Annotated in this window: 20 protein-coding genes, 1 tRNA gene and 1 pseudogene; 8 read left to right on the top strand and 14 right to left on the bottom strand. The window is 35.2% G+C overall.

What is annotated here, in order from left to right; translation table 11 throughout:
• Positions 1-7 precede the first annotated feature (7 nt).
• The 3 genes from H601_RS0103385 (at position 8) to H601_RS0103375 (ending at position 4,013) form a co-directional block, all read left to right on the top strand.
• Positions 8-1,312: a hypothetical protein gene (locus H601_RS0103385; RefSeq protein WP_026710192.1), complete on the top strand. Its 1,305-nt coding sequence runs from the start codon at positions 8-10 to the stop codon at positions 1,310-1,312.
• Positions 1,313-1,338: 26 nt separating this feature from the next.
• Entirely contained in the window at positions 1,339-2,514 is a 1,176-nt protein-coding gene (locus tag H601_RS0103380; RefSeq protein ID WP_026710191.1) for a vWA domain-containing protein, read from the top strand.
• 122 nt (positions 2,515-2,636) lie between these two features.
• Entirely contained in the window at positions 2,637-4,013 is a 1,377-nt protein-coding gene (locus tag H601_RS0103375; RefSeq protein ID WP_035655463.1) for a PQQ-dependent sugar dehydrogenase, read from the top strand.
• 190 nt (positions 4,014-4,203) lie between these two features.
• Here the strand turns inward: H601_RS0103375 and H601_RS0103370 are convergent, their stop codons facing one another.
• From H601_RS0103370 to H601_RS0103360, 3 genes are all read right to left on the bottom strand, one after another.
• Positions 4,204-5,238: an NADP(H)-dependent aldo-keto reductase gene (locus tag H601_RS0103370; RefSeq protein ID WP_026710189.1), complete on the bottom strand. Its 1,035-nt coding sequence runs from the start codon at positions 5,236-5,238 to the stop codon at positions 4,204-4,206.
• 96 nt (positions 5,239-5,334) lie between these two features.
• Positions 5,335-6,300: an OmpA family protein gene (locus tag H601_RS0103365; RefSeq protein ID WP_026710188.1), complete on the bottom strand. Its 966-nt coding sequence runs from the start codon at positions 6,298-6,300 to the stop codon at positions 5,335-5,337.
• A 25-nt stretch (positions 6,301-6,325) separates the two neighbouring features.
• The gene (locus tag H601_RS0103360; protein WP_026710187.1) at positions 6,326-7,087 is read right to left on the bottom strand and encodes an exodeoxyribonuclease III; all 762 of its coding nucleotides are present in this window, start codon (positions 7,085-7,087) and stop codon (positions 6,326-6,328) included.
• 181 nt (positions 7,088-7,268) lie between these two features.
• Here H601_RS0103360 and H601_RS0103355 point away from each other — a divergent pair, with 181 nt between their 5' ends.
• A complete protein-coding gene (locus tag H601_RS0103355; RefSeq protein ID WP_026710186.1) occupies positions 7,269-9,065 on the top strand; it encodes a GNAT family N-acyltransferase in 1,797 nt (598 codons plus the stop codon).
• 30 nt (positions 9,066-9,095) lie between these two features.
• Positions 9,096-9,470 (top strand): DUF5684 domain-containing protein, encoded by a 375-nt coding sequence (locus H601_RS0103350; RefSeq protein WP_026710185.1) that lies wholly within the window; start codon positions 9,096-9,098, stop codon positions 9,468-9,470.
• Between the two features lie 38 nt (positions 9,471-9,508).
• Here the strand turns inward: H601_RS0103350 and H601_RS0103345 are convergent, their stop codons facing one another.
• From H601_RS0103345 to serS, 11 genes and pseudogenes are all read right to left on the bottom strand, one after another.
• Positions 9,509-9,796 (bottom strand): TM2 domain-containing protein, encoded by a 288-nt coding sequence (locus H601_RS0103345; protein ID WP_026710184.1) that lies wholly within the window; start codon positions 9,794-9,796, stop codon positions 9,509-9,511.
• Positions 9,797-9,840: 44 nt separating this feature from the next.
• Positions 9,841-10,206 carry a VOC family protein gene (locus H601_RS16770; protein ID WP_281170569.1) on the bottom strand — a complete coding sequence of 122 codons (366 nt, stop codon included), beginning with the start codon at positions 10,204-10,206 and terminating at the stop codon, positions 9,841-9,843.
• Positions 10,207-10,248: 42 nt separating this feature from the next.
• Positions 10,249-11,193, bottom strand: a pseudogene (locus tag H601_RS15160) (2-hydroxyacid dehydrogenase); the annotation flags it as partial.
• A 6-nt stretch (positions 11,194-11,199) separates the two neighbouring features.
• Entirely contained in the window at positions 11,200-12,600 is a 1,401-nt protein-coding gene (locus H601_RS0103335) for a Sau3AI family type II restriction endonuclease (RefSeq protein ID WP_026710183.1), read from the bottom strand.
• The gene (dcm, locus tag H601_RS0103330; protein WP_026710182.1) at positions 12,584-13,870 is read right to left on the bottom strand and encodes a DNA (cytosine-5-)-methyltransferase; all 1,287 of its coding nucleotides are present in this window, start codon (positions 13,868-13,870) and stop codon (positions 12,584-12,586) included. The genes H601_RS0103335 and dcm overlap by 17 nt, the downstream gene beginning before the upstream one ends.
• Entirely contained in the window at positions 13,860-14,168 is a 309-nt protein-coding gene (locus tag H601_RS0103325; RefSeq protein ID WP_026710181.1) for a helix-turn-helix domain-containing protein, read from the bottom strand. Before H601_RS0103325 ends, dcm begins: the two co-directional genes overlap by 11 nt.
• A gap of 85 nt (positions 14,169-14,253) precedes the next feature.
• Positions 14,254-15,606: a magnesium transporter gene (gene mgtE / locus H601_RS0103320; protein ID WP_026710180.1), complete on the bottom strand. Its 1,353-nt coding sequence runs from the start codon at positions 15,604-15,606 to the stop codon at positions 14,254-14,256.
• Positions 15,596-16,375, bottom strand: a complete 780-nt coding sequence (rsmA, locus tag H601_RS0103315) for a 16S rRNA (adenine(1518)-N(6)/adenine(1519)-N(6))-dimethyltransferase RsmA (RefSeq protein ID WP_026710179.1) — start codon at positions 16,373-16,375, stop codon at positions 15,596-15,598. The genes mgtE and rsmA overlap by 11 nt, the downstream gene beginning before the upstream one ends.
• A gap of 67 nt (positions 16,376-16,442) precedes the next feature.
• On the bottom strand, positions 16,443-16,772 hold the full coding sequence (locus H601_RS0103310; RefSeq protein ID WP_026710178.1) for a DUF4286 family protein: 330 nt from the start codon (positions 16,770-16,772) through the stop codon (positions 16,443-16,445).
• Positions 16,773-16,822: 50 nt separating this feature from the next.
• On the bottom strand, positions 16,823-18,598 hold the full coding sequence (locus H601_RS0103305) for a tetratricopeptide repeat protein (RefSeq protein ID WP_026710177.1): 1,776 nt from the start codon (positions 18,596-18,598) through the stop codon (positions 16,823-16,825).
• 76 nt (positions 18,599-18,674) lie between these two features.
• Positions 18,675-19,946: a serine--tRNA ligase gene (gene serS / locus H601_RS0103300; RefSeq protein WP_026710176.1), complete on the bottom strand. Its 1,272-nt coding sequence runs from the start codon at positions 19,944-19,946 to the stop codon at positions 18,675-18,677.
• Positions 19,947-20,104: 158 nt separating this feature from the next.
• Here serS and H601_RS0103295 point away from each other — a divergent pair, with 158 nt between their 5' ends.
• The 3 genes from H601_RS0103295 to H601_RS0103285 all read left to right on the top strand — a co-directional run bounded on the left by H601_RS0103295 (position 20,105) and on the right by H601_RS0103285 (position 23,621).
• Positions 20,105-22,057 carry a M1 family metallopeptidase gene (locus H601_RS0103295; protein WP_026710175.1) on the top strand — a complete coding sequence of 651 codons (1,953 nt, stop codon included), beginning with the start codon at positions 20,105-20,107 and terminating at the stop codon, positions 22,055-22,057.
• 78 nt (positions 22,058-22,135) lie between these two features.
• On the top strand, positions 22,136-23,458 hold the full coding sequence (gene rseP, locus H601_RS0103290) for an RIP metalloprotease RseP (protein ID WP_026710174.1): 1,323 nt from the start codon (positions 22,136-22,138) through the stop codon (positions 23,456-23,458).
• Positions 23,459-23,547: 89 nt separating this feature from the next.
• Positions 23,548-23,621 (top strand) — tRNA-Asn (locus H601_RS0103285).
• Positions 23,622-23,664 lie beyond the last annotated feature (43 nt).

The following is a 23,664-nucleotide window of genomic DNA, read 5'->3' as shown; positions in this document are numbered from 1 at the left end:
TATCAATATGAAAACAAAAATCATGCTAGGAATGTCCGCTTTAGTGAGTTGTATTCCGTTTATTTATGTGTTGGAAAATAATTCAGAATCAACAAAAGAAATTGCTCAAAATCAAATTATTAAAGACGAAGAACAACCTTGTGTCTTTATGTCTTTGATGGGCGAACAATCCATTGAAGGTTCATCTACCGTAAAAACAAACGCTAAATTCATCGAAACCATTTCCAAAGGGGAAGAATGGCTCATTCAAGCTCAAAATGCCGATGGTGGCTGGGGAGCAGGTTCTCGCAACAATCAATCTGAAAGAAATCCGCATGCTGTTGCTTCCGATCCGGCAACCACAGCCATGTCGGCAATGGCTTTGTACCGTTGCGGTCATTCAATGGAAAAAGGACAACACAAAGAAACCCTTAAAAAATCTGTTTTATTTCTGTTGAATGAAATCGAAAAGAACCAAAATTCTCCTTACATCACACAAATTCGGGGCACACAAATTCAAGGAAAATTAGGACAACACATTGATGCAATTTTGACGTTGCAATTTTTCAACCAATTGCTTCCTACTTTAAACGATGCTACCATGAAAAAAAGAGTGCAAGAAGGAATTCAGGTTTGTGTGGATAAAATTGAAAAATCGATGGGTGATTCCGGCAAAGTGGAAAATTCAGGATGGGCTGGGGTTTTGCAATCCTCTTTTGCGAATTCCAGTTTAGAAATGGCGTCTAAAAATGATGGCATTAAAGTGAATAAAGACAAAATTCAAAAAGCAAGAGAATACCAAAAAAGCAATTATAATCCGGAAAGTCAATCGGCAAAAACCGAAGATGGTGCGGGAATTATGTTGTATGCCGTGAGCAGTTCGGTTAGAAACAGTGCCGAAGAAGCCAAAGAAGCCGAGCAACTCTTTAAAAAAGCAAAATCCGAAGGCAAAATTGAACGCAATGCGGTTTTGAATGAAGAAAATTTAGAGCGTTTAGGCTATTCTAAAGAAAAAGCAAAATCGTATGACGTGGCAACCAAAGTCTATCAATCTGCCAAAGTAACCGCGATGCGAGAAGATGTATTGAATGGTTTTGGCAACAATGGTGGCGAAGAATTCTTGAGCTTCCTTCAAACCGGCGAATCAATGGTAGTGAATCACGATGATGATTGGAAAAAATGGTACGACAACATCGGTGGCCGCATGATGCAAATTCAAAATGCAGACGGAAGTTGGAACGGTCACCACTGCATTACGAGTCCGTCGTTTTGCACAGCAACTTGCTTGATGATACTTTCGATAGAAAATGACATTAAAAACCTTCAAAAATAATTTCAACAATTTAAAAACACAATCGTATGAAAAATTTAGTTTTAACCTTTGCTTTACTCACTTCAATGGTGATGTTTAGCTGCGAAAAGAAAATAAATACCGCTACTCTTGCAGAGCATACAAGTGGAAAAAACAGTCAACAACCAGAAGAAACCACTACCGAAGGAACCATTCAAGTGGCTTTATTGCTAGACACGTCCAACAGCATGGATGGATTGATTGAACAAGCCAAATCCCGTTTGTGGAACATTGTAAACACCTTAACGACCTTGAAATACGAAGGAAAAACGCCTGATATTGAAATTGCGTTGTATGAATACGGCAACGATGGATTGAGCAGTGCTTCCAATTTTATTAGACAAGTAACCCCATTGACCAATGACTTAGATTTAATTTCGGAAAAACTTTTCGCTTTGCGAACCAATGGCGGTAGCGAATACTGCGGAGCGGTGATTCAAGATGCGTCGCAAAAACTGACCTGGAAAGACGGCTTGAAAAACATGAAACTCATTTATATTGCCGGAAATGAGCCTTTTACTCAAGGTACCGTCAACTACAAAGAAGCGATTGCCGATGCGTTGAAAAAAGGCATTTATATCAACACAATTTATTGTGGCAGTGCCGAAGAAGGTATTCGTGGTTTGTGGAAAGACGGTGCCGATGTGGGACAAGGAAAATATTTCAACATCGATTCTAATGCCAAAGTACGGTATATCGTGACGCCGTATGACGACCAGATTTCGCAATGCAACGTGCGATTGAACAAAACGTATATTGGTTATGGTGCTAAAGGAGCTGAGAAAAAAATGGCTCAGGAAGTGCAAGATGCCAATGCTCAATCCATTTCGGGAGCCAATTATGCCGAAAGAGCGGTGAGCAAATCAAAAGCCGTGTATAAAAATGAAAGTTGGGATTTGGTGGATAAAGCTAAGAAAGATAGCAAAGCTTTAGACAATTTGAAAGTAGAAGAACTTCCGGCGGAACTAAAGAACAAATCGAAAGAGGAAATTAAAACGATTGTAACCCAAAAAACCAAAGAACGCGAAACCATTCAAAAAGAAATGGATGAACTTTCTAAAAAACGCCAAGCTTATATTGATACCGAATCAAAAAAAACCAAGTCGCAAGACGATTTGGGTAATGCCATAACAACCTCTATTCATAGTGTTGCCAAAACAAAAGGTTATGTTGTAGTGAACTAATTTTAGTTGGATTGTGGTTGAACCGTCTCGAAGTGATTTGGGGCGGTTTTTTTTGTAACTTACTAAAATGAAAGAATTTATAATTTTTTACTATTTTTACCTTTCCAAAAACTAAAAATGCTATGAAAAGACTTTTACAATTTTGTGTTGTTTTGCTAACCACCATTTCTTTTGCACAAACCATCGGTTTACAAACGTTTGCTACGGGTTTTTCGAGTCCGGTAGCGATTGTTAATGCCGGTGATTCTCGTTTGTTTGTCGTGCAACGTGGCGGTGCGATTCGTATTTTAAATGCAAACGGCACTATTAATGCCACTAACTTTTTAACTTTGACTTCTTCAACTATTGTTTCCGGGGGCGAAAGAGGCTTGCTTGGTTTAGCTTTTCACCCCAATTATGCCACAAATGGTTATTTTTATGTGAATTACACTCGTGCTAGTGATGGAGCTACGGTAATTGCAAGGTATAACGTAAGTGCCAACCCAGATGTAGCAGATGCTAACAGCGGACAGGTCTTGTTGACCGTAAGTCAGCCATTTAGCAATCACAATGGTGGTTCGTTGGTTTTTGGTCCGGATGGGTATTTATATATAGGTATGGGTGATGGCGGTAGTTTTGGTGACCCTAGTAATTATGGTCAAAACATCAATTCGTTATTAGGAAAAATGCTTCGTATTGATGTAGATAGTGGTTCTCCTTACACTATTCCGGCAGGAAATCCATATGCAGGAGCAACTCCAGGTGCAGATGAAATTTGGGGAGTTGGCATGCGTAATCCATGGAAATTTTCATTTGACAAACAAACCGGTGATTTATGGATTGCCGATGTGGGTCAAGATGCTCGTGAAGAAATCAACAAAGTATCCACACCTCTTACTGCCGGTCTAAACTATGGTTGGCGATGTTATGAAGCTAACATTCCTTATAATACAAATGGTTGTCAAAGTGTCTCTAATTATTTTATGCCAGTAGCAAATTACGCACTCGGTAACGGTTATTGCTCAATTACAGGTGGTTATGTTTACAGAGGTTCAACCTATCCTAACATGGTAGGAAAATATTTTTTTTCTGACTATTGTTCAAATCGAATTGGATGGGTAGAAAATAGCGGAGGAACTATAACGTGGTCAAGCCTTTTTACCGGTAATTTTGTTTCGTTTGGTGAGGATATCAATGGAGAATTATATGTTGCCGGAATTTCTAATGGAACCATTTCTAAAATTATTGATACGAGTTTAGGTACCGAAGATTTTCAACGAAACGGGCTAAGCTTGTATCCTAATCCGGCACAGCATAGCGTTACACTTCAAAATACTTCGCTTTTGAATTTGACTCAATTGAGTGTTTTTGATATGATGGGTAAAAAAGTAATGCATCAAAACATGAACTCAGCAGAATCAACTGAGATTTCTATTGGTCAATTGTCGCCGGGATTGTATGTTGTTTCTGTAGAAGAAGCAAACGGAAATACGTTTACGAGTAAGTTGATGGTAAAATAATCTCCCGAAAATGGAACGCTGATTCCGATAGCTATCGGGACGGATTTGCTTTGCAAAACGCAGATTTACACAGATTTGACAGCTTTCTACAATATTTTGTGAAAACTGCGATTGAGATTCCTCCTTCGTCTGAAGGACTAGAATGCAGTGTATTCTGCGACTTTTAACAGTTAACTGACTGATAACCAACTTATGGTGCCGGATTCGGTATCATTTCGTGGATTTTTTCTATTTCTTTTAAAATTTCTTCTGAAAGTACAATTTCATGTGAGTCGATGTTTTCTTTCAACTGTTGTAAAGAAGTTGCTCCAATAATCGTGCTCATCACAAATTGTTGATGTTGTACAAAAGCCAATGCCATTTGCGTTAAAGTCAATCCGTGACTATGGGCTAATTCTTGATATAATTTTGTGGCTTTGGTTGCATTTTCAGAGGTATATCGTGTAAATTGCGGAAACAATCTTATGCGAGAATTGGGTTGGGCTCCATTTAAATGTTTACCTGATAAAATGCCAAAACCAAGTGGAGAATACGCCATTAAACCAATATTTTCTCGCATACAAACTTCCGTTAAACCCACTTCAAAAAGTCGATTTAACAACGAATACGGATTTTGAATCGTAGCAATTCGAGGTAGATTATGCTTTTCGCTTTCGCTGATGAACTTCATCACAGCCCATGGAGCTTCGTTAGAAACGCCAATATGGCGAATCTTTCCAGATTTAATTAACTCATTATAAACAGATAAAACTTCAGCAATGTTTTCTTTCCAATTGGTATCAATTTCGGTTAAACCGCGTTTTCCAAACATATTCATTACGCGTTCCGGCCAATGCATTTGGTACAAATCGATGTAATCAGTTTGCAGGTTTTTCAAACTTAAATCAACCGCTTCTTTGATACTTTTGGCAGAAAAATCAAGCGGTTGACGAATATACTCCATTCCGCGATTGGGTCCAGCAATTTTTGTGGCGATTACTAAATCATCACGTTTTCCTCTGTTTTTTAACCAACTTCCGATAAATCGTTCGGTACTTCCCAAGGTTTCTTTTCGGGCAGCAATCGGGTACATTTCTGCCGTATCAATGAAATTTATACCACGAGAAACGGCATAATCCAATTGTTCATGGGCTTCACTTTCGGTATTTTGTTCACCAAAAGTCATGGTTCCCAAACAGATTGTACTGATTTTTATGTTGGTGTGGGAAAGGGTTGTATATTTCATTTTGAGGGACTGAGGGACTGAGGTACTAAGGTGCTGAGGTGCTGAGGTAAGATCAAAATCTTAGTAACTTAGCACCTTAGCGACTCAGAACCTATTTTATAATTCATTCAACATTTTAGAAATCTCATCTAATTTCGGTGTCAAAATAATTTCGATTCTACGATTTTTAGCTTTGCCTTCCGGAGAATCATTTGTCATAAGTGGAGCAAATTCTCCACGTCCGGCAGCAGTAAGATTTTCTTTTAAAACACCTTTATTTTCTGCTAAAATATTCACAATGGCAGTTGCTCTTTTAGTAGATAAATCCCAGTTGTTTTCGATTCCGCCACCTAATGTTCCTGTGATTTTGTCATTATCGGTATGTCCTTCAATTAATACAGAAATATCCGGGTTTTGAGCTAATACTTTTCCCACCTCAACAACGGCTTTTCTACCTTCTGAACCAACAGCCCAGCTACCGGTTTGGAAGAGTAATTTATTTTCCATGGAAACATACACTTTTCCGTTTTTTTGCTCCACCGTAAGTCCTTTTCCTTCAAATCCGCCCAACGCTTTTGAAAGTGTTTCTTTCAATTTTCGCATATTGGCTTCTTTTGCTGCAATCAAACCTTCTAATTCATCTACACGTTGCGAACGGTCTTTTAAATCAGCTTGTAATTTGTTCAATCGATCTTGTTCGGCTGCCAATGCTTTCTCTTTTGCGTCAAGCTGAGCTAATAACTCTCTGTTTTTCTTCATATTAGCTTGCAAAGCTTCATCAGAATTTTTTTCTAACGCGGCATACGAAGTTTGTAATGTTTTTAAATTATTGGCCGCAGCATCATAATCTGTTTTTAATTTATCGCGTTCGGCTTTGATTTTGGCTAATTCATCTTGGTTTTTCTTCAAGTCGTTTTCTAATTGATTTTTAGCTTTTTCAAGTCCGTGATTTTCATCTGATAACTCGCGTTGTTGTTTTTTTAAAGCTGCATATTTGCTTTCTAATTCATTATATACTTTTTTTGAAACGCATGAAGTGGATAATGCCGCCACCAATACTATTAAAGAAACTTTTTTAATCATTTTGTTTGTTATTTGAGGTTTATTTTTAGTCAATTTCTACTACAATTGGGCAATGGTCAGAATGTTTCGCTTCCGGAAGAATGACTGCTCTTTTTAATCGGTTTCGGAGGGGTTCACTCACCAAATGATAATCAATTCGCCATCCTTTGTTATTGTTTCGGGCATTGGCACGATAACTCCACCACGAATATTGATGGGGTTCTTTATTAAAATGACGGAAACTATCAATGAATCCGCTTTTCATAAAACCATCTAACCAACGTCGTTCTTCAGGTAAAAATCCGGAAACGGTTGCATTTCTGATAGGGTCATGAATATCGATGGCTTCATGACAAATGTTATAATCGCCACCAATAATTAAGTTTGGAATTTCAACTTTCAACGTATTAATATACTGCTGAAAATCGTCCATATATTTGAATTTATGGTCTAATCGTTCAATGTTTGTTCCGGATGGAAGATATAAACTCATCACCGAAAAATCATCAAAATCGGCTCTCACATTTCGACCTTCAACATCCATTGATTCAATTCCGGTACCGAAAACAACATTTTTGGGTTGAATTTTAGACAGAATAGCTACGCCACTATATCCTTTTTTTTGAGCAGAAAAGTAATATTGATAAGGATAGCCTGCTGCTGCAATAGCTTCAGTAGGAATTTGATCCTCTGTAGCTTTGATTTCTTGTAAACAAATGACATCCGGATTTGCTTGTTGAAGCCAGTCTAAAAAACCTTTGGTTATAGCGGCCCGAATTCCGTTCACATTATAGGAAATAATCTTCATTGAATGATTTTGGTTTATACTTTTTCAAAAATAGTTAAAAACCTTGAGTATCAAAACCCCATTTAGATATTATAATAAATGTTTAACAACTTACCTTTTTTATTCGATTTTTATGAAGTTGATACCGTCAGAATTACTATATTTGTTACTTTGACCAAAACCATACAAACAAAAATCACGAATGGGTTTAGTTTCTGCAAAAGAAGTTGCTAAAGCAATAAATGTTGACAAATACGGCTTCATTGGTACCGGCATTGGTTGGTTGCTAATGAAAACATTGAAAATTTCTACCTTAAATAAAATATACAACCGCAACAAGCACTTATCTGAAGTACCCTTTTTAAATGCCATTTTAGATGAATTTCAAATTAAGTTTGAAATACCTGAAGAAGATTTAAAACGGCTACCAAAAGAAGGCCCTTATATCACTGTTTCCAATCATCCGCTAGGTGGAATTGACGGAATTTTGTTGTTGAAATTAATGTTGGAACGCGAGCCTAACTTCAAAATTATTGCCAACTTTTTATTGCATCGAATCGAACCGATGAAACCGTATATCATGCCGGTAAATCCGTTTGAGAATCATAAAGATGCCAAATCGAGTGTGATTGGCATCAAAGAAACTTTACGTCATTTAAGCGATGGAAAACCATTGGGAATGTTTCCGGCCGGAGAAGTTTCCACCTATAAAGATGGGGTTTTAGTGGTGGATAAACCTTGGGAAGAAGGAGCCATCAAAGTGATAAGAAAAGCTCAAGTTCCGGTGGTTCCCATTTATTTTCACGCGAAAAACAGTCGGTTATTTTACTTTTTATCCAAAATAAACGATACGCTACGAACAGCCAAATTGCCTTCGGAATTGTTGACTCAGAAAAAAAGAGTAATCAAAGTTCGCATTGGAAAACCTATTTCTGTTGCTGAACAAAATGAATATGAAAGCATTGAGTCATATTCTGATTTTCTTCGCAAAAAAACATATATGTTAGCCAATGCTTTTGAAAAAGGAAATAAATTATTAGCTGCTCCAAATTTAAAATTTACTAAAAGCCCAAAAGAAATTGCCAAACCGGCCAATCACGACAAAATTTTAGAAGAAATGGCTGTGTTGAAAGAAAACAGTGATTGTCGTTTATTGCAAAGTAAAAATTATCAGGTTTACTTAGTAACTGCTGATAAAATTCCGAATATCTTACATGAAATTGGTCGCTTACGTGAAATTACGTTTAGAGCCATTGGTGAAGGAACCAATGAATCATTAGATTTAGATCAATATGACAAGTATTATCACCATATGTTTTTGTGGGATGACGATGCACAAATGATTGCCGGTGCCTACCGAATGGGATTAGGCTCTTCTATTTATACAAAATACGGTATTGATGGTTTTTATCTGCATGAATTATTTCGATTTGAACCGGAATTATATGATATGATGAGCAAATCCATTGAAATGGGTCGGGCTTTTATAATAGAAGAATACCAACAAAAACCAATGCCATTATTTTTATTATGGAAAGGAATTGTGCACACCACACTTCGTTATCCGGAACATAAATACTTGATTGGTGGTGTAAGTATCAGTAATCAATTTTCCGATTTTTCTAAATCGCTGATGATTGAGTTTATGAAATCGCATTATTATGACCCGTATGTAGCACAATACATTCATCCGAAAAAAGAATACAAAGTAAAACTGAAAGATGCCGATAAAGACTTTGTATTCAATGAAACGGAAGCCGATTTAAATAAATTTGATAAAATCATAGATGAAGTAGAACCGGGTAATTTGCGTTTACCTGTTTTAATTAAAAAATACATTAAGCAAAACGCTCGCGTGGTTGCCTTTAATGTTGATCCATTGTTTAATAATGCAGTAGATGGGCTGATGTATATTCGAATAGCCGATTTACCTGAAAGTACAGTAAAACCTGTTATGGAAGAGTTTCAGGCGGAACTGGAAAAGAAAGACAAAGGATAATAATTTGTACTAACCAAAACTTTATATTTTATGGCCGCAATGTTAATTGTATTATTGCTTTTTTACATTGGAGTAATTGTAGTTTTAATTGCTTCACAATGGAAAATTTTTTCAAAAGCCGGTAAACCGGGATGGGCTTGTTTGATTCCAATTTACAGCACCATCGTTTTATTAGAAATCATCAAAAAACCAGTTTGGTGGATTTTTATGTTTCTGATTCCATTGGTAAACATTTATTTTTTGATTGTAGCAATGAATGAATTGTCAAAATCATTTGGAAAATCTACAGGATTTACGGTGGGATTAATATTGTTACCTATCATTTTCTATCCGATTCTAGGATTTGGTTCTGCTGAATATCAGTGGAATAAAGTTGATGAGATTAAGGAGATTGGGAATGAATAAATAAAAGAGGGAGTTGTTTTTAGCTCCCTCTTTCTTTATTAAAACCATGGTTTTTTATTGACTTGATAGGTTTGATAAAAATCCTCGTCAGATTTGGTTAAATATATAATGCCCTCAATAAAAGGAACAATACCGGCTATTCCGCAAGTAACTACTGACAATATAATTTGAATAATTCCCTCTTTAGTATAGCCTAATATAAATTTATGAATACCAATACCGCCAATTAAAATGGCTAAAACTCCGGCAACAATCTTCTTGTTTTCAGGTTTTGGTTGATTTTGGCTTGGATTATTCCATTCTTCTTTTGGTCGAGTTGTTTCCATATTTTAGTGTTGATTAATCGATTAGGAAATAAAAATAAAAAAAATTATTGAAATGCTTTATCAATTGGTTCCCAAAGTTCAATTTTATTTCCTTCCGGATCTAAAATCCAACCAAATTTTCCGTAATCATAGGTTTCTATTTCGCCAACTATCGTCACGCCTTCTTGCTTTAAATTTTCCAAAAGTGCTTCTAAATTTTCCACTCTGAAATTTTGCATGAATTGTTTTTCGGATGGAGAAAAATAGGTTGTATCTTCTGAAAAAGGCGACCATTGCGTAGAACAATCATTGCCATTGTTGTCTTTCCACCAAAAAGTTGAACCATATTGGTCCGTTTTCAGTCCTAAATGTTTACCATACCATTCCACTAATTTTTTAGCATCGTTTGCTTTGAAAAAGAAGCCTCCAATTCCGGTAACACGATTTAATTCTGTCGATTCCTCATTTGGGAAATAAAAATGTTTGATTTTATCAACAATTACTTGAGCCAATTTTTGATGGCTTTCAAACGTCCATCCGGCTATGTGTGGGGAAAGCAAAACATTATCAGTAGCTAATAAATAAGTAAAAGCTTCCGGTTTGTCGCCTTCAAATAATTTTTCAAAAGAGAGTTTTTCATATTCCAACACATCTAATCCGGCTCCTAAAATTTTTCCGGAATGAAGAGCTTTGACTAAATCTTTCGTCACCACTGATTTTCCTCTGGCGGTATTAATGAACCAAAACGGTTTGGCAAACGCATTGATAAATTGTTCGTTCACCATTTTATCGGTTTCCGGTGTCCAGGGTGTGTGAAGCGAAAGCACATCTGCCTTTTGTTGTAGTTCTTCTAATGCAACTTGTTTTGCATTTTGGTCGCCTACATTGGGAAGAATATCATAACACAAGACCTCAACATCAAATCCACTTAATTTTTTTGCAAATGATTTTCCCATGTTGCCATAACCGATGATGCCGACGGTTTTTCCTTCCAATTCATAGCCACGATGACCTTCACGAATCCAATATCCGTTTTTCACGGATTGATTAGCTTGGTTTAATTTATTCATTAGCGAAAGCAACATACCAAGAGCATGTTCGCCTACTGCATTCCTGTTGCCTTCTGGAGCTGCGATCAGGTGAATATTTTTAGAATTGGCATAGTCACCATCGATACTTTCCAGCCCGGCTCCTACTCTAGCGATAAATTGTAAGTTGGTGGCTTTGTCTAAAAATGTTTTGTCAATTTTAAAGCGACTGCGAATGACGATTCCTTGATACTCCTGAATTTTTGCTTCAACTTCATCTTTGGAGGAAGTAAAATCTTGATAGTTTTCAAAACCTAATGCTTCCAATTGCTCCCATAAAAGTGGGTGATTGGAATCGAGATGGAGGATTTTGATGAGGTTGGTGTTCACTTGAAATTATTTTAAATAGATTTCATCTCTTACATATGAATTGTTAAGCCAAAAACAATGCTTTGTATATTCATTTAGTTTAGTAAATTTATCTTGCTTTGGTAATGGATAAGTATCTGCTGAATTTAAAGCATGTGGACGAACATGTGAAACTTTACTAAATTCTTTATCAGGAAAGTTAGTTTCACGTGTTACTTTTCCATTTTTGTTAGTTTTAAAACCTCTAACTATTTTACCGTTAATAATTACTTGTTGAGTTTTCGCCCAAACTTTTTCTACTTCGAGTAAATCAGAATATGGCATATTCCAAAACTTCACTTTTCTTAAAACCAATTTTTCATTTTCAAATTGAAAGAAAACAAAAAGAAATTTATGTTCTAAAATGTTTTTAAATTCTGAATTTTCCCAATCTTCATTTACAATTTCATCATATTTGAATGTTGGAAATGAAATATCTTCTTTTGGTAAATTATTTTCTTTTAAACGTACTGTTTTCACTTTAATTTCTGCTTTTTCAAATTCTTCTATTTCTTTTTCAAGTGAGATTCCAAGTATGGCTTTTGTTAAATTGGCATAAAAACTTTTAGCTTTTTTATTTAATTTTAAATCTAATATTGTAAGAATCTCTTCTTCTGATTTACCATAATAAGGTTTGAATTTTGAAATTACAATTTCTTCAATTGTTTGTTTTTTTGCTACTGCGACTGATGGAATTAACTTGCCATAAATTTCAGTTGGTTCATTTGCTATTGAGGCAATGATATGATTTACATAACCTTGTTTAAAAGAATAAGCCCTTTGTTTTGCTGGAATGTCAGAAAATGGTTGTTTTCTTACTGATAATGCATTTGCCCCTTTTGTACAAGCACCTAAGTAATAGGTGTCGCCTTCCGAAAGTTCATGTGCTTTTCCATCTGCAATTTTCTTTGTGATGGTTTCCCAATCTTTCTTGATTATCTCTAAATCTGTTGATGGAAAACTCCATTCGTCAACTAACTTAATGATAAAATCTAAAATATCATAACCTACTTGATGCAAATAAAAAATAAGAAGGATACTGGAATTCTTTTTAATGAAATCACTGTTTTCAAAATTTTGGTTTACAACATTTAAATAATTTATGATATTTAAAACTAATCGCTCTTTTGAGCGAAATTCATTGTTTTTTAATTTTTTTAATGGTGAAGATTTCAACTCCATTCCAATTTGAGCAAAATCTGCTTCTGCCGTTGAATTGGGTTCGTAACCAAAATAAAATTTTTCTAAAACTTGTCCAAAATTACCTTTTCCAGAATAAGAATGCTCTAAAATATTTGTATTACAAACTTGACGTAAGGATTTACCCTTTAACTTTTTCGCATACTCAATTACAGAGTTTTTATCTTTTGGGTTATACGGTAACTTCATTCTTTATTTTTTCTGTTAATGCAATTCCAATTTTCTCTATAACTCCAACTACCAAAGCATTTCCCATAAAAAATGCTCGTTTAGTATCTGAAATACCGTTTAATTTTGTGTGGTCGTCAGGAAACATATTTAATCGTTCTAATTCAACTGGAGATAATCTTCTAAAACCTTTCGATGTTTGAATAACGTGTTTAAATCTTGATGCAGATTTTCCACCTTCACCTGTAATAATTGTTCGGGATGGTTTATCTAATGGATCGGGAAAAATCATTCCGCCTTCACTGTAGTGATACTCAAAACCATCTGCATTTTTTCGCATTTCTTTTTTAGGTCCTTTTAAATATTTCCATTTGTCTAATTCTTCATCGCTAATATAAAAGTCTTCTGTTACTTCACCATTCTGAATCAAATCTTTAAGAATTGTGAAACTTCCTTCATAATTTGGTTGTGTTTTGATGGTTGTTACAGTTCCATTAATCATCAAACCTGAATTTTCAAAAATACCAGTTTTCCCATCCTTATTGAAGTTTTCAGAAATTGAAACAATATCGCCTTTTAAATTAAATTCTTTTGGAAATAAAGAGTTTTCTGTAGATGCCGGAAATGAATTTGCTAAAGTACCTTCTTCTAAAATCCATTCAATTGGTGAATTGTTTTTTATACTTTCAAAGATTTCCGTTGTATTTAAATAAGCCAAAATAAAAATTCTTCTACGTCTTTGAGGCATTCCGTAATCTGCGGCATTGATAACTCTCCATTCAACCGCATATCCCAATTCATTTAAACTTTGAAGGATTATTGCAAAATCTCTTCCTCGTTGACCAGAGGGTGAAATTAAAAGTCGATCAACATTTTCTAGAAACAAATATTTTGGTTTATTCTCTTTTTCAGAAATAATTTTATGGATTGACCACCATAACACACCTTTTTTACCAATCAATCCTTTTGAATTCTTTAGAGTAGTTGCGACAGAATAATCTTGGCATGGAAATCCTCCTACCAACAAATCATGGTCAGGAATTTCAGAAATTTCAACACTTGCAATATCTTTATTAGAATGATTATCCATTCCAAAACGATTTTCATAAACAGCCGAAGCATGTTGAATCTTAGTTGACGGTTCCCATTGATTGCTCCAAACAACTTGATAAGGACTTTCTAGGTTTTCATTATAATTTGAAGATGATGATTTTCCGTTCCAACCTTCCAAACCAAGTCTAAAACCTCCAACTCCTGCAAACAATTCTACAACTTTTATTTTATTTTCCATTTTGAACTGTTTTAAGGTAAATTGCTTTTTCTTCGGCTACTTTTAATAATTCTTCAATATTTTCTTCATAGTATATTGTATTCGCTATTTGATCACTTAACCAACTAGTAATTAATCTGTTTTTATCAAGATTGTAATATTCAGCAAATTTTTCTACTTGCTCTTTTGATGGCTTTCGATCTCCTCTTTCAAATTTACTAACAATTGCCTGATCAAAATCAAGAGCAGCAGCTACCTGTCTTAAAATTAATCCTCGGCTTTCTCTTTCAGCTTTTATTATATCTCCAAATGTTTCCATTAGACAAATTTTGTTTTGACAAATTTAGTCAAAAAATATTAAAAAAATAATTTTAATGAGATTTTTTTAACCCTAATAAAAAAAATTAAAACCCTAAAATTACTTTCGCAATAGAAAAATAGATTAAAATCCCGAAGATATCGTTGCTGGTGGTAATAAATGGTCCGGTAGCAAGTGCGGGATCAACCCCGTATTTGTTGAGTGTAATGGGCACAAACGTACCAATGAGTGAAGCAATCACAATCACACTGATTAAGGCAATTGCTACTGTAATTCCGATGATATATTCCACACCCAATAAAAAATGACTGCCTAAAAGTAGAATGATAGCTAGAATCAATCCATTGAACAAACTTAGTTTCATTTCTTTAAATAATCGTTGCCAAATGGTGCCACTCAATGTATTGTTGGCTAAACCTTGCACAATAATGGCTGATGATTGAACACCAACATTCCCCGCCATTGCAGCAATAAGCGGCGTAAAAAAGAATAAAACACCATATTCTTCCATCGCTCCTTCAAATTGTCCGGAAACTTTTACAGCGATAAATCCACCAAAAAGTGCCAAAACCAACCAAGGCAAACGTGCTTTAGTGAGTTCGAGTATGCTATCATCTGCCTCAACGTCTTGCGAGATACCGGCAGCTAACTGATAATCTTTATCGGCTTCGTCTTTGATTACGTCAATAATATCGTCAATGGTAATGCGACCCACCAAACGCCCTAATTCATCAACTACGGGAATGGCTTCTAAGTCGTATTTTTGCATGATACGAGCCACCTCAACATCTTTGGTGTCCACTCGAACAAAATCTACTTTTGGAATGTAAACTTGACTTATAGGAGTTTTGGTTGAAGTAGTCAATAAATCTTTTAAAGACAATCTTCCTTTTAATCGATTTTCATCGTCCACCACATAAATGGAATGTACGCGTGAAACATTTTCAGCTTGAATTCGCATTTCTTTCACGCAGGTGAGCACGTTCCAATTTTCATTAACTTTTACCAATTCTTTTCCCATCAAACCTCCGGCCGTATCTTCGTCATACCGCAACAAATCCACAATGTCTTTGGCGTGTTCAACGTCTTCTAATTCCGAAATTACTTGTTCTTTTTTCTCTTGCGGAAGTTCGGCAATAATGTCGGCCGCATCATCGGTGGAAAGTTCGTCAAGCTCTTCGGCAATTTCTTTTGGGGTAAGCTTTCGCAGGATTTTTTCACGCACCTCTTCATCTAATTCCAAAAGAATTTCAGAGGTTTTTTCAGAATCTAAGGTGTTGAAAATATAAATCGCCTCAAACTCATCGAGTTCTTCCATGATTTCGGCAATATCAGCATAGTGAATTTCATGAAGCAAGTCATGAACTTCCTTTTCTTTGTTCTCTTTAATTAATTGCTCAATTTGAGATAGAAATTCTCTGCTGATTTTAAACTCCATCGGCGGTTATTTTTTGCGTGAGTTCTATAAATTGTTCTACCGAAAGTTGTTCCGGTCTGAGGTCAAAGATACTATCTTCTTTTAAATTATCCGACAATTGGTATGTTTTTAAACTGTTACGAAGTGTTTTTCTTCTTTGATTGAAAGCCGTTTTTACCACCGTAAAAAACAATTTTTCATCACAAGGCAGTTTGAAATTTTCTTTGCGAATTAACCGCAACACTCCCGATTTTACTTTTGGTGGTGGCGTAAACACATTTTCGGAAACGGTAAAAAGGTATTCCGCTTCATAAAAAGCTTGGGTTAAAACCGATAAAATTCCATACGTTTTAGACCCTTTTTTTTCACAAATGCGTTCAGCAACTTCTTTTTGAAACATACCGGAAAATTCAGGGATTCTATCACGAAGTTCCAAGGTTTTAAATACGATTTGAGAAGAAATATTATAAGGAAAATTACCAATTATAGCCAATGACTCTTGACCAAACACTTCACTTAAATTGTATTTTAAAAAATCTTTGGAAATGATTTTTCCTTCCAACTTTGGATAATGCTTGTTGAGATAATCTACCGATTCTGTGTCGATTTCAATCACATAGGTAGAAATGGGTTTTTCTAACAAATATTTGGTCAAAACGCCCATTCCGGGTCCAATCTCTAAAACCGTTTGGTAACCCTTTAACGTTAGCGAATCGGCTATTTTCTGTGCAATATTTTCATCGTTTAGAAAATGTTGCCCGAGGTGTTTTTTTGCTTTTACTTTTTCCATTTTGGCTAAGGTTCTAAGGGACCGAGGTTCTGAGGTTCTGAGGGACTAAGGTTCTGAGTGGCTAAGGTTATTGCATGGCAGATTGTGGAAAAAACTCGCTAATTACCAATAATTCTGTTCTGAATGCCAACATTTTATCTCCAAAAAGAGATAGTCCTTCTTGGCGTAATCGCGGTGCGTCTTCTTCATAATAGCGGTCTAGCATTTCTTTGCTTTCCGCGGTGTATTGTATAGAATAGGTCATACTGCCTTCTTCTTCTACCAAAACTTTTATCATTCTAGCCGAGATGAATTTACCTGTTGCTAAAACATCATTGATGTGTTTGGTTTGCATCCAACGCATCCACTTGTCGTGAACACTTTGGTCAATATTGATGGTTACGTTGTATAAAATCATGTTACATGTGTTCCAAATCTAATTAATAATCAGAAAAAGGATTTAAATTATTATAAATTAGAATCGCCACGAAGTAATCGGAAATTTTTTCGGGCTTCGACAAAATGAATGCTGTCTTGATGGTTAAAAAGAACAGCTTCGTATAATGGTTTTGCTTTTTCGGGTTGATTCAATTTTTTGTTATAGATTTCTGCCGAGAAAAATAATGCTTCATCACGGTAAATGCTTTCGGGATGATTGTCTATGATTTGGTGATAGAACGCAATCGCTTGATTATAATCTTGTAATTCTTCGTAGGATTGTCCAATTCTTACTATCGTTTCATCCTCAATTTCTTCACCTTTGTGTTCTTTCAAAATGAGTTTGAATTGAGTCAATGCTTCTTGATACTTGTGTTTATACAAAAGAAAATCTCCTTTTGAGAATTTTTTTAACGCAATTGCCTTTGAATCAGCCACTTTATTATCATTAATCAACAGAAATAATTCCATCGCATCATTCGCAATCAATTGTGTTGAAGCTGATTTTAAGACTTTTAACTGTGTTAAAGCCCAATCAAAATCTTGTTTATAATAACTGGTTTTGGCTGCTTTCAAACTTGCTTCATGACCCAAAACATCATTTTTTAGATCCTCTTCAATCTGAGAATAATACAACAAGGCTTGATTGAATTTTTCTTCAAACAATAAAATATCAGCCAATTGCATTTTTATTTCAGCAGTTTGAAAACGATTTAAAGGCAATTCCATCGCTTTTTGTAAAACCGCTTTTCCTTTTTCCGGTTGATTCAAATAAAAGGCATAAAACTCTGCCTGAAGTCGTTGTAAGGAAATGGAAAAGGGATTTATTCCATATTTTTTCAAAAGAAAATCAAATTCTGCTTCAATTTTTGCATATTCTTTTGAAGTAGATTTGTCTAATTTAATTTCCAACAAATGCTCATGTGCAAATATTTGCAAATCTAAATCTTGTGTGTTTTCAAGAATAAACTGAAGAATTTCGCCGGCAATTTCATCTTCGTTTTCTTCAATAGCCAATTCTGCTAAATTGATGATATTGGAAAAGGATTCCGGATCTCTTTTATAAATGGCTTTTTCTTGAATAAAAGCTTTTCCATATTCTTTTTGTTGAACAAAAAACCAGCTCAACATTTGATTCCAGAAAATTTCCTGACTTTTTTGAACCCTTACCAATAGTGCTTTTCGCAACAATTCATTAAATCCTGAACCTGCTTCATCTTGCGTAAATCGAGTAAACTGATTCTGCACCATGATACTGTTTTGTGGATTTTCATAAATCTCCTGCAAATATTTTTCAATCATCAAATCTTGCTTCCCCATTTGCCCATAAATTTGAGCCATTTGGTAATTGAATTTTAGTTTAGGATCAAGAGAAACGGCTAATTCATAGGATTGTAAAGCATAATCTAACAGTACTTTTTTCTCAAATGAACTCGCAACTGAGTAAACATTGGAAGGATTTTCTTTTATTTTTTCTATGGCTAAATTGTAATTTACCAATGCTTTTTCGGCATTCTTTTGCAATTGAAAATTATATCCAATTTCGACCAAAACATTTGGCATTCTGTATTGATTCCAGCGGTCTTGAAGAGCTTTTTCTGCTTTGTCAAATTGACTTAACTGCTGATAACAATCTACCATTCTGGCAAAATAAATACCATTGCCAGGTTGTGTTTTAAGAATGGATTCATAGGTAACTAATGCTTTTTCAAATTCGCCACGTTCATAATAATACTGAGCCAATTGCTCATTTTGAGCAACAGCCATTGAAAAGAAAAATAAAAAAACAAAAACGATTCTGTGCATTGGTGTGTAAAAAACAATGTACTAAGTTAGCTTTTTTTGGCTAATTAGTACATCGATTATATAAAGATTAACTTTTTTAGTTGATCATATCAAATCCGGTATATGGTCGCAACACTTCCGGTATTACTATTCCTTCGGGCGTTTGATAGTTTTCGATGATTCCGGCTAAAACACGTGGCAATGCCAAAGAACTTCCGTTTAACGTATGAACCAATTGATTTTTACCTTCTTTATCTTTGTATCGCAACTTCAAACGATTGGCTTGAAACGTTTCAAAATTGGAGACTGAACTGATTTCCAACCAACGGTCTTGAGCAGTTGAAAACACTTCAAAATCATAGGTTAAAGAAGAAGTGAATCCCATATCGCCACCGCATAAACGCAAAATTCTGTACGGCAATTTTAACTCTTGCAATAATGTTTTCACGTGTTCCACCATTCCGTCAAGGGCTGCATACGAATTTTCAGGATGCTCGATACGCACAATTTCTACTTTATCAAACTGATGTAAACGGTTTAATCCACGCACGTGAGCACCATATGAACCGGCTTCTCTGCGGAAACAAGGCGTATAACCCGTACATAAAATAGGCAATTCGCTTTCATTTAAAATCACATCTCTAAATAAATTGGTCACTGGAACTTCTGCCGTTGGAATCAAATACAAATCATCCAAACCAACATGGTACATTTGCCCTTCTTTGTCCGGCAATTGACCTGTTCCAAAACCGGAAGCTTCATTTACCAAATGTGGCACTTGAACTTCTTGATAACCGGCTTCAGTATTTTTATCTAAAAAATAGCTAATTAAAGCTCTTTGCAATTTAGCTCCTTTTCCTTTATATACCGGAAATCCGGCACCGGTGATTTTTACACCTAATTCAAAATCGATGATGTCGTATTTTTTTACTAAATCCCAATGAGGTAAAGCTCCTTCATGCAAAACCGGAATATCACCTTCTTGATGAACAGTTATGTTATCTTCAGGTGTTTTTCCTTCCGGAACAATATCAGCGGGCGTATTTGGAATTTTGTATAATTCTTCCGAAAGTGATGAAGTAAAAGCTTCCAATTTCTCAGACAAATCTTTACTTTTTTCCTTTAATTGAGCGGTTTTTTGTTTTACAATTTCGGCTTTGGCTTTTTCGCCTGATTTCATCATTTCGCCAATTTCTCTCGACAACGCATTTGATTCTGCTAAAACATTGTCTAACTCAACTTGAGTAGCTCTTCTTTTTTCATCTAACTCTAAAACGGTATCCACTAATTTATTGGCATCAAGATTTCTTTTTGCCAAGGCTTTAATGACTTTTTCTTTGTTCTCACGGATAACAGACAATTGTAACATAACTCTTCTATATTTGCGAAGGCAAATGTACACAATTGTTTTGGAAAGAAATAGTTCCAAATAAAAATCAAACACTACCTAAAAAAAGCATAAAAAATATCGTAAAATATGAAAAATCAATACATTTTAATACATTTGGTCATTAATTTCCGAAAAAAATGAAAAAAAACCTACTTTTTCTTCTATTGTTATTATGTAGTCAACTGAAAGCCCAAAACTATATAAACGACTTAGAATCTATCGCAGAAGCAGAATTAAAATCAGGTTCTGCATTGTTGGCGTTTGAAGCCAATCCGAATACTGCTAATTACGATGTTACCTACCAAAAATTAGAATTCACAATTGACCCGAATGTTTATTTCATCAGCGGAAATGTTACTACACATTTTACCGCTTTGGAAAACATGTCAACCATAACTTTTGATTTGGGAAGAATTACCAATACCAACAATCAATATTATGCTAATCGAATTACTGTTGGTTCGGTAATGATGAATAGTCAATCGTTAGCTTTTAATCACAATGCTACGACAAAAGAATTGATTATCACGCTTCCCTCAACAATGAATGCGGGTTCAACAGGTATTGTTTCTGTAAGCTATGCCGGTGCTCCTGATACGGCTGAACAAGGTTTTACAAAAAGTTCTCACAGTGGTGTTCCGATTATTTGGACCTTATCAGAACCATTTGGAGCCAGAGATTGGTGGCCATGCAAACAAGATTTAACGGATAAAATTGATAGTGTAGACATTTTTTTAACAGCACCCTCGCAATATGTAAGTGTAGCCAACGGAGTGCAAATGAGTTTGACAGATAATGGCAACGGCACTTCTACCACTCATTTTCATCATAGTTATCCTATTCCGGCTTATTTAGTGGCAATTGCCATTACCAACTACAGTATTTTTACACAACAAGCCGGCACTGCTCCAAATGAATTTCCGATTGTAAATTATATTTATCCCGAAAGTTTATCGTCTGCCCAAAATAGTTTAGCGGTTACTTTACCCATTATGGATTTGTTTGAAGATTTATTTGAAACTTATCCGTTTTCGAATGAAAAGTATGGTCATGCTCAATTTGGTTGGGGTGGCGGAATGGAACACACCACCGTTTCTTTCATGGGAAGTTTTGGTAGAAATCTAATCGCTCATGAATTGGCACACCAATGGTTTGGCGACAAAATTACTTGTGGAACATGGAAAGACATTTGGTTAAACGAGGGTTTTGCTACTTATTTATCCGGTTTGGTTGTTGAAGGATTGGACGGTGATACTTCTTTTGTGAGTTGGAAAAGTTCAATGATTGATAATATCACTTCTCAAAACGGAGGAGCTGTTTATTTGACCGATAGTGAAGCGTTGAATGTTAGTAGAATTTTCAGTAGCCGATTGAGTTATAACAAAGGAGCAATGGTTATACACATGCTTCGTTGGAAATTAGGGGATGCTGTTTTTTATCAAGCCATAAAAAACTATTTAGCCGACCCGCTTTTGGCTTATGGTTATGCAGTTACAGAAGATTTAAAATTCCATTTAGAAACGACTTCAGGGGTTGATTTGACGGAGTTTTTTAATGATTGGGTGTTCAATCAAGGTTATCCAACTTATACGGCAACTGTTTCAAATCAAGCCAATAATCAAGCGTTAATAACGTTAAATCAAACACAATCGCACAATAGTGTTGACTTTTTTGAAATGCCTGTTCAAGTGCGTTTAAAAGGTGCCGGAAATCAAAGTGCTTTTGTTACCTTAGAACATGTTAACAATGGTCAATCCTTTTTAGTAGATGTACCGTTTACCGTTACCGGAATGGATGTTGACCCAAATAAACACATCATTTCCAAAAACAACACGGCAACTTTGGGTATCAACACCTTAAATTTTAATGATTTGATTGTGATTTCTCCTAATCCGGCACATGATTTTGTTAGTATTGAATTACCGAACACTTTAACGTTAGAAAAAGCAGAATTGTTTTCGCAAACCGGACAATTAATCTATTCGGGGGCTCAAAAAGAAATCAATGTTTCCAATTTGGCAACCGGTATTTATTTTATAAAAGTGGAAACCAACGAAGGAAGTTTTCATAAAAAATTTATAAAAAATTAATTCCTTTTTTAAATCAGAGTCATTTGTAAGGTGAAAACCTTACTTTTGTGCTCAATTTTTATTATTTAATAGTTATCAATGGAAACATTAATTCAAATAGCACAATTAATTTTGTGCCTTTCTTTTTTAGTTATTCTTCACGAGTTAGGCCATTTTTTACCCGCCAAATTTTTTAAAACAAAAATTGAAAAATTTTACTTATTCTTTAATCCATGGTTTTCTTTGGTAAAGAAAAAAATCGGTGAAACCGAATACGGAATCGGATGGTTGCCAATGGGTGGTTATGTAAAAATTGCCGGAATGATAGATGAAAGCATGGACAAAGAGCAATTGAAGCAAGAACCTCAACCATGGGAATACAGAAGTAAACCGGCTTGGCAACGTCTAATTATCATCATGGGTGGTGTAATCGTAAATTTTTTTATTGCTTGGATCATTTATACTTCGCTTTTTGTGAACCACGGTGATAATTATGTAGATAATTCAAAAATTAAATATGGTATTTCAGTTGACTCAGTTGGTACTATTTTAGGTTTGAAAAATGGTGACAAAATTCTAAAAGTGGATGGAAAAGCACAAACCAAATTTGAGCAATTACCTTTAGAAATTTTGTTTGGCGATAACATTACGGTAGAAAGAGACGGAAAAGAGGAAACTTTTAATTTATCAGACGAAGGAAAACGCGATGTGATAAAAAGAGCCGGTAAAAACTTTTTAGCTGCTAGAGAGGAAGTTGTGGTTGACACTATTATTCCGGGATTTCCGGCAGAAAAAGCAGGTTTAGTAAAGAATGATCAAATTATAGCCGTAAACGGAAAGTCGACTCGCTTTTTTGATGAATTTACAGCAGCCATTCAAGTTATCAAAAACGATACAGTTTCCTTGACTGTTAAACGTAATAACGAAGAATTGCTTATTAAAGCCAAAACAAATGAAGAAGGAAAATTAGGCTTTGGCAATCAATTTAGTGTGACCAAAGATGCTTTTGTAACCAAAGAAATGGGTATTGCAGAAGCGATTCCTGCGGGTTTAAACAGAACGTTTTCTACCCTAACCGGACAAATCAAACAATTCAAAATAATTTTCAATACCAAAACAGAAGCGTACAAACAAGTGAGTGGGCCATTGCGAATGTTCAAAATTTTCAAACCGGAATGGGATTGGACGTTCTTTTGGTCATTTACAGCCATGTTTTCGATTTGGTTGGCGTTTTTAAATGTTTTACCGATTCCGGGTTTAGATGGTGGTCATGCCGTTTTTATCTTAATTGAAATGATTACCCGCAAAAAACCAACCGAAAAAACATTGGAAGTTGCCCAAACTATTGGTGTAGTTATTTTGCTGACATTGATGGCATTAGTATTTGGTAATGACATCTGGCATTTGGTAACGGGAAGTTAAACTAAATTTTTGTGCATTTTTTTGCGAATTTTATTTGGATAAATCAATTTTCGCTTTATATTTGCACTCGCAAAAAAGGTTATACACCTTCCTCCTTAGCTCAGTTGGTTAGAGCATCTGACTGTTAATCAGAGGGTCCTTGGTTCGAGCCCAAGAGGGGGAGCAAAAAGCTTGACAGAAATGTCAGGCTTTTTTTGTTTTTAGTT

It is taken from the genome of Flavobacterium filum DSM 17961, assembly GCF_000425465.1.
Lineage (GTDB): Bacteria > Bacteroidota > Bacteroidia > Flavobacteriales > Flavobacteriaceae > Flavobacterium > Flavobacterium filum.
Note: the sequence above shows the minus strand (reverse complement) of the source record. Positions and strands in the feature narration are given on the sequence as shown.